General features: G+C 30.9%; 13 protein-coding genes. 6 read left to right on the top strand and 7 right to left on the bottom strand.

All coding sequences use genetic code 11. The annotated features are described in order from the left end of the window. Positions 1-3 precede the first annotated feature (3 nt). Complete coding sequence (locus PW52_RS05245) at positions 4-1,170, bottom strand: hypothetical protein (RefSeq protein ID WP_044631886.1); 1,167 nt, start codon at positions 1,168-1,170, stop codon at positions 4-6. Positions 1,171-1,386: 216 nt separating this feature from the next. Here PW52_RS05245 and PW52_RS05250 point away from each other — a divergent pair, with 216 nt between their 5' ends. Then, positions 1,387-1,998, top strand: a complete 612-nt coding sequence (locus tag PW52_RS05250) for a class I SAM-dependent methyltransferase (RefSeq protein ID WP_044631887.1) — start codon at positions 1,387-1,389, stop codon at positions 1,996-1,998. A 65-nt stretch (positions 1,999-2,063) separates the two neighbouring features. Here PW52_RS05250 and PW52_RS05255 read toward each other — a convergent pair whose 3' ends face one another. After that, on the bottom strand, positions 2,064-2,561 hold the full coding sequence (locus PW52_RS05255) for a hypothetical protein (RefSeq protein ID WP_131453977.1): 498 nt from the start codon (positions 2,559-2,561) through the stop codon (positions 2,064-2,066). Between the two features lie 200 nt (positions 2,562-2,761). Between PW52_RS05255 and PW52_RS05260 the strand changes: the two genes are divergently transcribed. Then, positions 2,762-3,850, top strand: coding sequence for a DUF3667 domain-containing protein (locus tag PW52_RS05260; protein WP_044631889.1), 1,089 nt, complete (start codon positions 2,762-2,764; stop codon positions 3,848-3,850). A gap of 25 nt (positions 3,851-3,875) precedes the next feature. Here PW52_RS05260 and uvrA read toward each other — a convergent pair whose 3' ends face one another. Continuing rightward, the gene (gene uvrA, locus PW52_RS05265) at positions 3,876-6,659 is read right to left on the bottom strand and encodes an excinuclease ABC subunit UvrA (RefSeq protein ID WP_044631890.1); all 2,784 of its coding nucleotides are present in this window, start codon (positions 6,657-6,659) and stop codon (positions 3,876-3,878) included. 309 nt (positions 6,660-6,968) lie between these two features. Between uvrA and PW52_RS05270 the strand changes: the two genes are divergently transcribed. Then, positions 6,969-7,553, top strand: coding sequence for an RNA polymerase sigma factor (locus PW52_RS05270; RefSeq protein WP_044631891.1), 585 nt, complete (start codon positions 6,969-6,971; stop codon positions 7,551-7,553). Positions 7,554-7,768: 215 nt separating this feature from the next. Here the strand turns inward: PW52_RS05270 and PW52_RS05275 are convergent, their stop codons facing one another. After that, a complete protein-coding gene (locus PW52_RS05275; protein ID WP_044631892.1) occupies positions 7,769-8,428 on the bottom strand; it encodes an endonuclease III domain-containing protein in 660 nt (219 codons plus the stop codon). Between the two features lie 34 nt (positions 8,429-8,462). On the opposite strand from PW52_RS05275, the gene bcp reads away from it, so the two are divergent. Continuing rightward, a complete protein-coding gene (gene bcp, locus PW52_RS05280) occupies positions 8,463-8,915 on the top strand; it encodes a thioredoxin-dependent thiol peroxidase (RefSeq protein ID WP_044631893.1) in 453 nt (150 codons plus the stop codon). 26 nt (positions 8,916-8,941) lie between these two features. Here the strand turns inward: bcp and PW52_RS05285 are convergent, their stop codons facing one another. Next, a complete protein-coding gene (locus PW52_RS05285; protein ID WP_044631894.1) occupies positions 8,942-10,408 on the bottom strand; it encodes a hypothetical protein in 1,467 nt (488 codons plus the stop codon). A 98-nt stretch (positions 10,409-10,506) separates the two neighbouring features. On the opposite strand from PW52_RS05285, the gene PW52_RS05290 reads away from it, so the two are divergent. Continuing rightward, a complete protein-coding gene (locus PW52_RS05290; RefSeq protein ID WP_044631895.1) occupies positions 10,507-11,268 on the top strand; it encodes an MBL fold metallo-hydrolase in 762 nt (253 codons plus the stop codon). Between the two features lie 18 nt (positions 11,269-11,286). Then, positions 11,287-11,787, top strand: coding sequence for a hypothetical protein (locus tag PW52_RS05295; RefSeq protein ID WP_044631896.1), 501 nt, complete (start codon positions 11,287-11,289; stop codon positions 11,785-11,787). A 3-nt stretch (positions 11,788-11,790) separates the two neighbouring features. Here PW52_RS05295 and PW52_RS05300 read toward each other — a convergent pair whose 3' ends face one another. Both PW52_RS05300 and PW52_RS05305 read right to left on the bottom strand, forming a co-directional pair. Beyond that, complete coding sequence (locus PW52_RS05300) at positions 11,791-12,159, bottom strand: hypothetical protein (protein WP_044631897.1); 369 nt, start codon at positions 12,157-12,159, stop codon at positions 11,791-11,793. Positions 12,160-12,204: 45 nt separating this feature from the next. Further along, the gene (locus PW52_RS05305) at positions 12,205-12,612 is read right to left on the bottom strand and encodes a helix-turn-helix domain-containing protein (RefSeq protein WP_044631898.1); all 408 of its coding nucleotides are present in this window, start codon (positions 12,610-12,612) and stop codon (positions 12,205-12,207) included. Positions 12,613-12,635 lie beyond the last annotated feature (23 nt).

A 12,635-nucleotide genomic window follows, 5' to 3' on the forward strand; every position in this document is an offset into this window, starting at 1 on the left:
TTGTTACGATCGTCTTCTTACCGATGTCGATCTTGTATTGTTATTAGAACTTCTGTTGCTTTTATTTGTTGAAGTTCTTGTTTGTGTACTTTTTTTACTTACAGAACGAGAAGCAGTTGCTTTTGTAGTTGTTCGTGAGTTGTTTCTGTTACCGTTGCTGTTATAGTTACGGTTGTTCGATGTTGTTGCTTTTGGAGAAACCCTGTTGTTATTACGAGTCGCTACTCTTGCATTCGAACCATTTTTATTTGTATTTGCTTTAGTAACCGTTCTACTAGTTCTTGTTGTAACCGTTCCGTTATTATTTGTTCTAGTTACTGTTCTGCTATTTCGCGTTACATTATTATTACGGGTATTGTTGTTTCTGTTTACCGTAGTGTTATTTCTAGTAACTTTTGTGTTATTACGGTTTGCTTTATTTCTAACAACATTATTTCTATTAGCATTTGTATTTATTCTTGTAACATTTCTATTACTTCTGTTAACCGTAGCATAATTTCTATGTCTCGCAATAGTATTTCCACGTCTTGTTGCCACGGCAGTTCTTGGTCTAGAGTTATTATAAAACGGTCTGTTAAACACGTATCTAACTGGGTTATAAAATTGTCTGTAAGGTCTGTTAAACACAACTCTAAAGTTTATAGATGGTACAACGTAAAACCTGTGCCATGGTCTGTAAACATATCTGCGGTTGTAAACATTTATAAATCCGCTGTAATGTGTAAAAGCATTATAATTGTTATAGTGTACATTTAAACCTCCTACTCGTGAAACAAATCCAAAATTATTATAATACACATTTATGTTACCAATTTGACTTACTCTTCCGTAGTAATCGTAATAAATAGGAGTGTTTTCAATTTGAATTATAGCTCCGTACTCATCGTATTGTACATAAGCATTATAATCGTATCCAGAGTTAAAACTTAAATTTGCGTTTGGCGATCCAATAGAAATATTAACTCTAGGGTTGTTGTTAATAATATTAAAATCGAATTGTCCGTCACGGAAAATTGAGAATTCTATTCCATTTTCAACAAAAATGATAGAGTTTGCATAACCATCATAAATTGAAGATTTTGTAGTATTTACTTTTGCGTTGGTTGTGGCTGCATTAACAGTAAATCCTGTAAGGATTAAAGCTGTTATTAAAAATATAAACTTTTTCATAATTGTTTTGTATTAATGTGTTACGCTTAAATAATAACAAACAGCGTGCCAAAAACCGAAACATGTATTTATGTTACTGTAAATCAGTATTTTAAATTTGTGTTTTGAAGTTGTTGGAAGAGGTTTTTATAAAAAAATTACTTTTTGTAATATATGTTACTTAGCATTATTTAACTTGTAATTACTTTTATATGCTAAAATGAAATAGATTTTTAATTGAAAGATTTCTGGAATAATAGATATAGCGATAAAGCATTTGCCTATGGAAAAGAACCAAATGCTTATTTAGAAGAACGATTGGGGCAATTAAAACCTGGTAAAATTTTATTTCCTGCGGAAGGAGAAGGAAGAAACGCTGTGCATGCGGCGACCTTAGGGTTTAATGTTTGGGCATTCGATATTAGTGAATCGGGTAGAACTAAAGCGAATATTTTGGCTAATGAAAATAATGTAAAAATTGATTATAAAATTGGAGCGCTACCCGAATTAAATTATGAAAATGAAGCGTTCGATGCCATTGCTTTAATTTATTCGCACTTTCCGTCAAGTATAAAAAACGAATATTTTAAATTAATAGAAGACAAGTTAAAAAATGGTGGTTATATAATTTTTGAAGGTTTTAGTAAGAATAACCTAAAATTGAAGGAAGCAAATCCTGCTGTTGGTGGCCCATCGCAATTAGATGCGTTATTTTCTATAAATGAAATAAGCAATTACTTTAAAAACTATGAGATTATTGAATTGTGCGAGAAAAAAATCAATTTAAAAGAAGGTTTATACCATAATGATGAAGGCTCTGTAATTAGATTTTTTGGTAGAAAAAAATAAATCCCTAAAGCAAAAATTTGCGCTTAGGGATTTTTATATTATTTAATAAATAATCTTTATTAAAATTATCTTCTATTTTTATTAGTTGTTTTTACAACCGTTTTTTTAGTTACTACTTTTGTTTTAGTTACTTTACTATTGGTTTTTACACTACCTTTTCTAGTAACAATTTTACCATTTCTGTTATAGTTAACTTGTAAACCTCCAATTTTTGAAACAACGGCATTATTGTAATTAATATTAATCGATCCGGCTCTTGTAATATTTCCGAATCTATCATAAATAATATTTACGGTGCCAATTCTGGTAATTTTTCCTGTTCTATCTTTTATAACCGAATTTCCACGTCTGCTATTAGCGTAATTAATTTTTGTGTTATAATTAAAGTTACCATTAGGATAAATGAAAAATTCTATGCCGCCTTCAATAAAAATAATAGGCTCTGCATTTTTATAGGTTGTTACAATTCTTTTGTTGTTGTTTAGGTTATCTGTATTTGGTGTTTTAGCAAATGCGGTTGCTCCAATAAATAATCCTGCTAATACTACTGCTAATTTTTTCATAATGTTCATTTTTTAAATTAATATTTTCCGAAAGTTAAATCGCTTGTTTATTAAAGCTTGATTAAGGCTTTTCGGTTTTGTTATTGCTTTTTACAATTCAATTTGCGTGCCAAAAATTTAATTAATTGATTGTTAGTGATTTATGTTTTGTGGATTTATGAATTCTTTTGTTATTTTTAGTTCATCAAAAAATAGAATAAATGAGCGAGCTGTTAGAAACCTGTAAAAATTGTGAGAAGGTATTTTATTCAGCTTATAAATTTTGCCCTCACTGCGGGCAACAAACTAAAGATAAACTTACCGTTGGCGTTTTATTTGCTAATACTATTCAAAATTATTTTGCTTTCGATGCGCGCTTTTTTAAAAGTTTCTTCCCTTTATTGTTTAAACCAGGATTTTTAGCTCGAAAATTTGTAGAAGGCAAGCGTTTAATGTATTTGCATCCGGCACAAATGTATCTGTTTGTAACGGTGGTGTTTTTCTTTTTATTTTCGTTTATTCAAACAAAACAAATTGAAAATTTCGATAAGCAATTGGCTAAAAATTTAGATGAAAACTCAAGTATTTTATCGGGTAATTCGCAATTAAAAGATTCATTATTATTAATGGAAATTAAGCGTGAAGATTCAATAGCTAAAGCCGAAATACGTAATGCGTTGCAGCAAACTAAGGGTTTTACAAAATTAAGTGATAAGGCAATAGATTCTATAACACATAATGCTTCAAATAAAACATATTCTAATTTCGATTTTAGTTTCGATGAAAAAGTAATCGATTCTTTAATAGCTATTAATGCTTCCGACCAAGAAATTTATAAAAGCATGGGAATGGAAGAAGACGATAATTGGTTTAGCAAACGCATGTACTCGCAAGCGTTAAAATTTTATAAATCGAAAAGAGGTGGTAGTATTTTAAAAGCTTTTTTTGACACTTTTCCTATTGCGATGTTCTTTTTGCTTCCAATTTTCGCCTTTATATTAAAGTTATTTTATTGGAAACGTGGTTTGTATGCACATCATTTGGTGTTTAGCTTTTACTTTTTTTCGTTTTTATTTGCCACTTTTAATATTACACTTGGTGTGAATTTTGTGTTTAAACTTCCTGCTTGGGTTAATTTTTTTATAAGTTTATCTACCTTTATTTATCTAGTTTTAGCGTTAAAACAATTTTATAAACAAGGTAAATTTATGAGCCTTTTAAAGGGCGGATTGGTAACATTTTTGTTTTTGTCGTTTGTTATACCTGCAACAGTTGTTATTCTAGGATTGTTTTCCTTTTTATTTTATTAATGTGAATTATTAAAGAAGAATGAATTTAAATTTTATCTTTTAAATATTTACCAGTTTCTGAAGCTTTTACTTTTACAATTTCTTCAGGTGTACCAAATGCGACTAGATTTCCTCCATTTTCGCCTCCTTCGGGACCCAAATCAATAATATGGTCGGCACATTTAATTAAATCTAAATTGTGCTCAACAACAATAATGGAGTGTCCGTTATCAATTAAAGCATTAAACGATTTTAAAAGTTTTTTAATGTCGTGAAAATGAAGTCCAGTTGTAGGTTCGTCAAAAATAAATAAGGTATTGTCTTTGTTACTGCCTTTTCCTAAAAAAGTAGCCAGTTTAATACGTTGCGCTTCGCCACCAGAAAGGGTAGAAGAACTTTGTCCTAAAGTTACATAACCTAAACCAACATCTTGTAATGGTTGTAATTTCTTTTTAATTTTCGCTTGTTTTGAAGCTTCAAAAAATGCAATAGCATCATCGATTGTAAGGTTTAAAATATCATCAATGTTTTTATTGTTAAATTGTACTTCTAAAACTTCTTTTTTAAATCGTTTTCCTTTACAAGTTTCGCATTCTAAATGCACATCGGCCATAAATTGCATTTCAATGGTTACTTCACCTTCACCTTTGCAAGTCTCACAACGTCCGCCATCTACATTAAAACTAAAATGTTTGGGTTGGTAATTGCGAATTAAACTTAATTTTTGTTTTGAGAATAACGAACGAATATCGTCATAAGCCTTTACATAAGTTACAGGATTTGAGCGCGACGAGCGCCCAATAGGATTTTGATCGACAAATTCGATATGTTTTATATTGGTGAAATTGCCTTTTATTTCTGAAAACTGCCCTGGTTTATCGCTAAAATCGGTTAGTCTTTTTTGTAACGCCGGAAAAAGTATTTTTTTAATTAATGTACTTTTTCCGCTTCCAGAAACTCCTGTAATAACGGTAAGCATACCTAGAGGAAAGCTAACATCGATATTTTTTAAATTGTTTTCGCGAGCACCTATTATTTCGACATTATATTTTGTGGTTCGACGTTTTTTAGGAACTTCAATTTTTAAATTTTTATTTAAATACTTAGCTGTTAGAGATTCGGAGTTTAAAATACCCTCAAAATTTCCTTCTGCAACAACATGTCCTCCAAAAGTTCCTGCTTCTGGGCCAATATCTATAATGTTATCGGCAGCTTTCATTATATCTTCGTCGTGTTCTACAACAATTACCGTGTTTCCTAAATCGCGTAATTGTTTTAAAACTAAAATTAGTTTTTCGGTATCTTTTGGGTGCAAACCAATACTTGGTTCGTCCAAAATATACATAGAACCCACAAGGCTACTTCCTAGCGAGGTAGCCAAATTTATACGCTGACTTTCTCCTCCAGAAAGTGTATTCGATTTTCGGTTTAGCGTTAAGTAATCTAACCCAACGTTGGCTAAAAATTTTAAACGGCTATCAATTTCTTTTAATAATCTTTTTGCGACTGTAGTGTCGTAATCGTTTAATTCTAGCTGATTAAAGAAATTTGCTAGTTTATTTAATGGCATTTCTACCAAATCGGTTAAAGTGGCACCAGAAATTTTAACATAATTAGCTTCCTCTCGTAATCGTTTACCATTACAAGCTTTGCATTTGGTTTTTCCGCGGTAACGCGATAGCATAACACGATTTTGAATTTTGTATGCCTTTGATTCTAGTTCTTCAAAAAATGCATTTAACCCTTCAAAATATTCGTTACCATCCCAAACCAATTGTTTTTGTGCTTCGGTTAGTTCGAAATAAGGTTTATGAATAGGAAAATCGAATTTATGTGAGTTATTTACTAATTGATCTTTGTACCAACTCATGCTTTCTCCACGCCATGGGAAAATGGCATTTTCGTACACCGAAAGTCCTGTGTTTGGTAATACTAAATCTTCATCTATACCAATAATATCGCCGTAACCTTCGCATTTTGGGCAAGCACCATAAGGGTTGTTAAAGCTAAATAAATGAATATTTGGCTCTAAAAAACTAATACCATCTAACTCAAATTTATTACTAAATTGGCGTTGGTTATTTGTGCTTAATGTTTCAAGAATACATTCGCCTTTACCTTCAAAAAAAGCAGTTTGTATGGCATCGGCTAAACGGTTGTAAAAATCTTCATCGGTCTTTGTTATTATTCTATCTATAACCAATAAAACGGAATCTTTATCGCTTAAATTTTCAACTTCATCAATTCTTAAAACCTTGTTTTTTATTTTAATTCTTGCGTATCCTTGCTGATTTAAAGCTTTAAGTTTATCGTTTATACTTCGGCCTTCTTCTAAATAAATAGGAGCGAGAAGCAGCATTTTTTCTCGTTCGGCAAAAGTTTTTACGTAATTTATAACATCGGTAACCGTATCTTTTTTTACCTCATTACCAGAAATAGGCGAGTAGGTTTTACCAATTCTTGCGAATAAAAGTTTTAAGTAGTCGTAAATTTCGGTTGTAGTCCCAACAGTAGAACGTGGGTTTGTCGAATTCACCTTTTGCTCAATAGCAATAGCTGGCGCAATGCCTTTTATATAATCTACTTTTGGTTTATTTAACCTGCCTAAAAACTGTCGGGCATAACTAGACAGACTTTCTACATAGCGTCGTTGGCCTTCTGCGTAAAGTGTATCGAATGCTAAACTAGATTTTCCAGAACCCGATAATCCGGTTATAACGACCAGTTTGTTTCTAGGAATAACAACATCGATATTTTTTAAATTGTGCAATTTTGCACCTTTTATTATAATGTTTTCTTTAGGATTTACTTCGGAAATATTTACGCTCATACACTTAAATAAGGATAAAAAACAAAGATACTATTAAGTAATTATTTAGCTAAATTATTAGTGTTTAAATGAATATTGATTCTTATTAAAAACAAAAAAGCACCTCAAAATACAGATGTAAACCGTTAAAAATCAGTTTTTTTAGGGTTTTTCCTAAAAAATGGATTTAAAAATTGTTTTTTAGGAACGATTGTTGTTATATTTGGCATTATATAATTGATTTAAATAAACACTTGCCTATAGTATAACATTACTTTTTAACATTTAACCCCAAACAAAGAAGCAATTCTTTGAAAAAAAGTAATGATTATGCAACATCAATTAATTCCTGACGCGACATTAGTAAGTAACTATATTCAAGGCCAAGAGGTGGCTTTAGAAACTTTAATAGTTAGACATAAACAAAAAATTTACAGTTTTATTTACTCGAAAGTATATGATAAAGATGTGGCTGAAGATATTTTTCAGGACACTTTTATAAAAGTTATAAATACATTAAAACGAGGCGCTTATAACGAAGAAGGTAAGTTTTTACCTTGGGTAATGCGAATTTCTCATAATTTAGTCATTGATTATTTTAGAAAAAACAACCGAATGCCAAAATTCGATAATACGGGTGAGTTTAGCATTTTTTCGGTTTTAAGTGATTCTAGTTTAAATGCCGAAAAAAGTATTATAAAAGATCAGGTAGAAAGTGATGTTCGCCGTTTGGTTGATGAATTGCCAGACGACCAAAAAGAAGTATTATTAATGCGTATTTATAAAGATATGAGTTTTAAAGAAATATCGGACAAAACAGGCGTTAGCATTAATACGGCTTTAGGTAGAATGCGTTATGCACTTATTAACTTAAGAAAAATAATAGAGAAGCATAATATCGTTTTAACAAATTAAAACAATAAAGTAAATTTTGCTGCGTTATTAGTTTAAATTAATCTTTAACATAACAAAATGGCAAAACTTTACTCTGAAAAAAAATTTTTAAACGAAATGCAGCCGAAAGAAGAAACGGTAAAATTTCTTCTAAATTACTCAAAGGCTTTAAGTGTTATAAATTATAAAAAAATGAAGTTTGAAGCGCTTCTAAATTAAAATAAAAGTCCTGTTTTTCAGGACTTTTTTGATTTATAATACGCATCTAAAACCGATTTTCTTCCAATGGTTTTAGTAATAATATCTTTTTCTAAGTCCCAACCACGTGCAGGAGAGTATTGGCGACCATACCAAATAATTTGCAAGTGTAAATCGTTCCAAAGTTCTTCAGGAAATAAACGTTTTGCATCTTTTTCGGTTTGTACTACATTTTTTCCGTTTGTTAAATTCCAGCGGTACATTAATCGATGAATATGTGTATCTACAGGAAAAGCAGGAATTCCAAATGCTTGGGATAAAACTACAGCAGCCGTTTTATGTCCTACAGCAGGAAGAGCTTCAAGGTCCTCATAAGTTTGTGGTACTTTACCGTTGTATTTTTCAATTAAAATTTGCGATAACCCATGAATGCCTTTACTTTTCATTGGCGATAGCCCAACGGGTTTAATAATTTCTCTAATTTCATCAATCGTAAGTTTTACCATATCATATGGGTTATCGGCTTGTTCAAATAACAAAGGTGTAATTTGGTTTACACGCACATCAGTACTTTGGGCCGACATTAAAACCGCAATCAATAATGTGTAGGGATCTTTATGATCTAATGGAATTGGTATTTCTGGATATAATTTGTATAATGTATTTATTACGAAATTTACCTTTTCTTTCTTTGTCATTAATCGTATTTTTGTTAAAAACAAAATTAAGGTTATGAATACATTAAAACAAGGCGATGTAGTTCCAAATTTTTCTGTAAAGGATGAATCTGGAAATGTGGTGTCGTTAAGTGATTATAGAGGAAAAAAACTTATCGTGTTTTTTTACCCAAAGGCAAGTACACCGGGATGTACAGCCGAGGCATGTAATTTAAGAGATAATTATAAAGAATTACAAGAGGCGGGTTATGAGCTGTTAGGTGTAAGTGCCGATAGTGAAAAACGTCAGTCTAATTTTAAAAATAAATATGAGTTTCCATTTCCATTATTAGCAGATGAAGACAAAACAGTTATTAATGCTTTTGGTGTTTGGGGGCTTAAAAAATTCATGGGACGCGAATACGATGGTATTCACCGTAAAACTTTTTTAATAAATGAAGATGGTATTGTGGAGCGCGTTATAGATAAAGTGAAAACTAAAGATCACGCGGCTCAAATTTTGGAATAAAAAAAGAGGCTTGTAAGCCTCTTTTTTTATTTTAACCTTTTTCTATTCAAGGTTAAAGGTTTTCGAGTGTAGCCAAATAAACGATAATCTTTAATTAATTCTGCTGTGCCTTCAGGAACCATATCTTCCCAACCTGTCTCACCATTAGAAATCATTTTTAATATTTCCCTAGAGAAAATATTCATAATACTGGTATCATATTCTTCAATATCTATAACTTTACCGTTATATTTAAAAAACTTGTAAAGCTCTTTCATTCTTGGATGAACTTTTAAATTCTCACTATTTATTAACTCTCCGGTTTTTGAGTCGAGCATTGGATATAGGTAAACCTTTAAATCTTTAAAGAATAATTTCCCGAAAGCTTCAAGAATTCCTCCACTAATATGACGATAATATTTCTCATCAAAAGTTTCAATCATATTGCTTACTCCCATAACTAATCCCATTCTAGCTTTGGTGTAGTTTGAGAAATATTCTACTACTTTATAATATTCTTGGAAATTAGAAATCATAACCGAATGCCCAAGAGAACAAAGTAAGTCGGCTCGGTCAATAAAATCTTGTTCGTCAATTTCACCTTCAGCTCTGAGGTTTGAAAGGGTAATTTCAAAAACAACTTCAGTTTTTTCTTTTGAAACTTTATTTTCGTTAACAAATAACTCAAATGATTTTTCGTACATAGCCATGTTAACCTTGGTTACAGGCCTAAAACTTCCTCGCAGTGCTAAAATATTTTTCTTATAGAAAATTTTTGCAGGAAGAACATTAGTGCCGTCTGGACCAAACATTACCGCATCTGTCATCCCGTTTTTAACCAGTTGTAAACTCATTAAACGGTTATCAACATTTTTAAAAACAGGCCCAGAAAAGTTGATCGTATCTATTTCTACTTGATCTTTATGTAAGTGGTCGTATAAATAACGTAGTAATTTTTTGGGTTCGTTATACTTATAAAATGCACCATAAATTAAGTTTGTTCCTAAAATACCTAAAGTTTCTTGTTGTAAACGCGCATCAGTTTCTTTAAATCTTAAATGTAAAATGATTTCATTATAATCGCCAGATGCTTCAACTTGATACCTAAGACCAACCCAACCATGACCTTTAAATTGCTTAGCAAAATCGATAGTTGCTACGGTATTAGCATAGGTAAAAAATATTTTATTCGGATTTTTTTCTCGCGTAATTCGGTCTTCAATCAAATTCATTTCATGAGCCAACATTTTACGCAATCTAGCTTCGGTAACATACCGGCCGTCATCTTCAGCTCCATAAATAGCGTCACTGAAATCTTTATCGTAAGCCGACATTGCTTTTGCAATTGTTCCCGAAGCACCACCTGCTCTAAAAAAATGTCTACATGTTTCTTGGCCAGCACCAATTTCGGCGAAAGTTCCATATATATTTTCGTTTAAATTAATGCGAAGCGCCTTAGTTTTAAGTGATGGCACATTATCGATTTCTTTATCTCCTTTTATGGTGATTTCCATAGTATAAATATAGGTTAAAACAGTTTAACACAAAGGTATTAAATAAGTAAAGCAAACAAAAAAATAAGTTTATTTTTGTAGCAAACTTTTAGATTACATTGAAAATTACATTTTTAGGTACAGGCACCTCGCAAGGCGTTCCAATAATTGGGAGTAATCACCCGGTTTGTTTAAGTTCTAATAAAAAGGATAAACGTTTACGAGTTTCTATTTTGGTTGAATGGGATAACTATACATATGTTGTAGATTGTGGTCCAGATTTTAGATATCAAATGTTGCGTTCTGGCTGCACAAAACTCGATGGTATCATATTTACTCACGAACATTCCGATCATGTTTTAGGGTTAGACGATATTAGACCGTTTTATTATATGCACGGTGATATGCCGTTATATGGCCACGAACGCGTTTTAAAAGAACTAAGTGTTCGTTTTAATTATATTTTCGAAAGTAAAAACAAATACCCTGGAGCACCTGCGGTTATTGAAAATATTGTAGAAAATAAACCATTTAACTTATATAACCTTGAAGTTGTTCCTATAGACGGTTTACACGGTGAACTGCAAGTTTTTGGTTATAAATTTGGAAATTTTGCATATCTAACCGATATGAAAACTGTTGCAGATGAAGAGGTTCATAAAATTAAAAATATCGATGTTCTGGTTGTAAATGCTTTACGAGAGCAACCGCATCATTCACATTTTAATTTAGAGGAAGCATTAGCGTTTATAAAACGTGTAAATCCTAAAAAAGCCTATATAACACATATTAGCCATTTGCTTGGTTTTCATGATGAAGTTGAAAAATCATTGCCAGATAATGTGTTTTTAGCATATGATGGTTTAGAATTATTTGTTTAAAAAACATAATATTATAAAATGAAGAAAAGAATTTTTATGTACTTATTTGTATTCGCGGTATTGTTGATAATTTTTCAATACGTAAATGCAAAACATATTTTTGAAGATTTAAATAAACAAAATCAAGGATTTAGAGCGCAAGTAGAGAAGTATAAAGATTCTGTAGTAGGGTTGCACCATAAATTGCAAGACTATTCTGGTTTTAGTTTAGAGCAAAATGAAGATGCTATAACTTATTTTGAATCTGATGGTTTTGAGGTAGTAGAATTAATGCCTTATATAAAAGATAAATTATACGAAACTAATAATGTTAAAGGAGAGCATCCTATAGTGCCATATACTTCGAGCGCAGGCAGACAAATGCGAATAAACAATGTTAAGTTTTTAAACCATAAATGGTTAATAGCTAATTTTTCCGACGGTGAATTTTGGGGAGAAGTTTTAGTGAAATACTTTGTTAATACGGATAAATCGGTCGATTTTGAGCTATCGGAAGCTTTTTTATACCCAGTTAATTAAATTTTAATTGGCTTTATAAGCAATTCCTTTTTGTTTTTTTGTTTCACCAACATATGAATATTCATAGGTGTAAGACGAATCGGTAGTTGTTAGTATTTTTAAGTGAACATCTTTTCGTTCGGCTCTATTTTTAGGATTAATTGTTTTAAAAATAACTTCACAGTCGTTTATCCAGCGTAGTTTCGAGGAGTCTATTTTATTATTGTAAGTTTCAACCTGTACGTTTTCATTTCTGTAAAAGTTCGATTTGTATAACTTTCCGTTTATAGTAACTTCACTGTAAAATTTTCCAGTTTTAAAATCGCTACAATTTCTAGTTGTGCTATAACAACTAAAAAACAAGACACATAAAATTAAATATAAAAACCGCATATTAATCTAATTCTATTTTATGCAAAAGTAGAAAAGATAATTCTATTAATTATTGAAGTTTTTAAAAGTTCCGTCAGAATAAAAAATAACTATTCGTTCAATAGTTTTTCCTTTTTCTGCAAAATCTTGAATAGGCGGTGATACTTTCTTTTTTTCTGACTCCTTATAATTAGTCGAAAACAAATCTTCTTTTTGTTTTTCTGTTATAACAGATTTGTTTTGTGCTTCACCAAAAAAATCACCTTTACCATTAAAAAGCCAGTATAAGTTTATTTCGGGGTAGGTATTTAAAATTTTTAAAATAAAGTCTAAACTCGGTTTATTTCTTCCAGATAAAATATGTGATATACTAGAACGCTGCACACCAATTTTTTCGGCAAAAGAGGATGCAGATTCGTTGTAATAATCTATTACTTTTTGGAGTCTTTTTATAAAATCTTCACTGTTTATCATTGTAAACAAAAATATAAAAAATA

Origin of the sequence: Neotamlana sedimentorum, assembly GCF_000943565.1 — a bacterium.
GTDB classification, from domain to species: domain Bacteria; phylum Bacteroidota; class Bacteroidia; order Flavobacteriales; family Flavobacteriaceae; genus Neotamlana; species Neotamlana sedimentorum.

Coding starts and splice junctions, on each gene's coding strand:
- PW52_RS05255 (WP_131453977.1), bottom strand. CDS start 2,561: ATGAAAAAATTAGCAGTAGTATTAGCAGGATTATTTATTGGAGCAACC.
- PW52_RS05270 (WP_044631891.1), top strand. CDS start 6,969: ATGCAACATCAATTAATTCCTGACGCGACATTAGTAAGTAACTATATT.
- PW52_RS05295 (WP_044631896.1), top strand. CDS start 11,287: ATGAAGAAAAGAATTTTTATGTACTTATTTGTATTCGCGGTATTGTTG.
- uvrA (WP_044631890.1), bottom strand. CDS start 6,659: ATGAGCGTAAATATTTCCGAAGTAAATCCTAAAGAAAACATTATAATA.
- PW52_RS05275 (WP_044631892.1), bottom strand. CDS start 8,428: ATGACAAAGAAAGAAAAGGTAAATTTCGTAATAAATACATTATACAAA.
- PW52_RS05245 (WP_044631886.1), bottom strand. CDS start 1,170: ATGAAAAAGTTTATATTTTTAATAACAGCTTTAATCCTTACAGGATTT.
- PW52_RS05260 (WP_044631889.1), top strand. CDS start 2,762: ATGAGCGAGCTGTTAGAAACCTGTAAAAATTGTGAGAAGGTATTTTAT.
- PW52_RS05305 (WP_044631898.1), bottom strand. CDS start 12,612: ATGATAAACAGTGAAGATTTTATAAAAAGACTCCAAAAAGTAATAGAT.
- PW52_RS05300 (WP_044631897.1), bottom strand. CDS start 12,159: ATGCGGTTTTTATATTTAATTTTATGTGTCTTGTTTTTTAGTTGTTAT.
- PW52_RS05285 (WP_044631894.1), bottom strand. CDS start 10,408: ATGGAAATCACCATAAAAGGAGATAAAGAAATCGATAATGTGCCATCA.
- bcp (WP_044631893.1), top strand. CDS start 8,463: ATGAATACATTAAAACAAGGCGATGTAGTTCCAAATTTTTCTGTAAAG.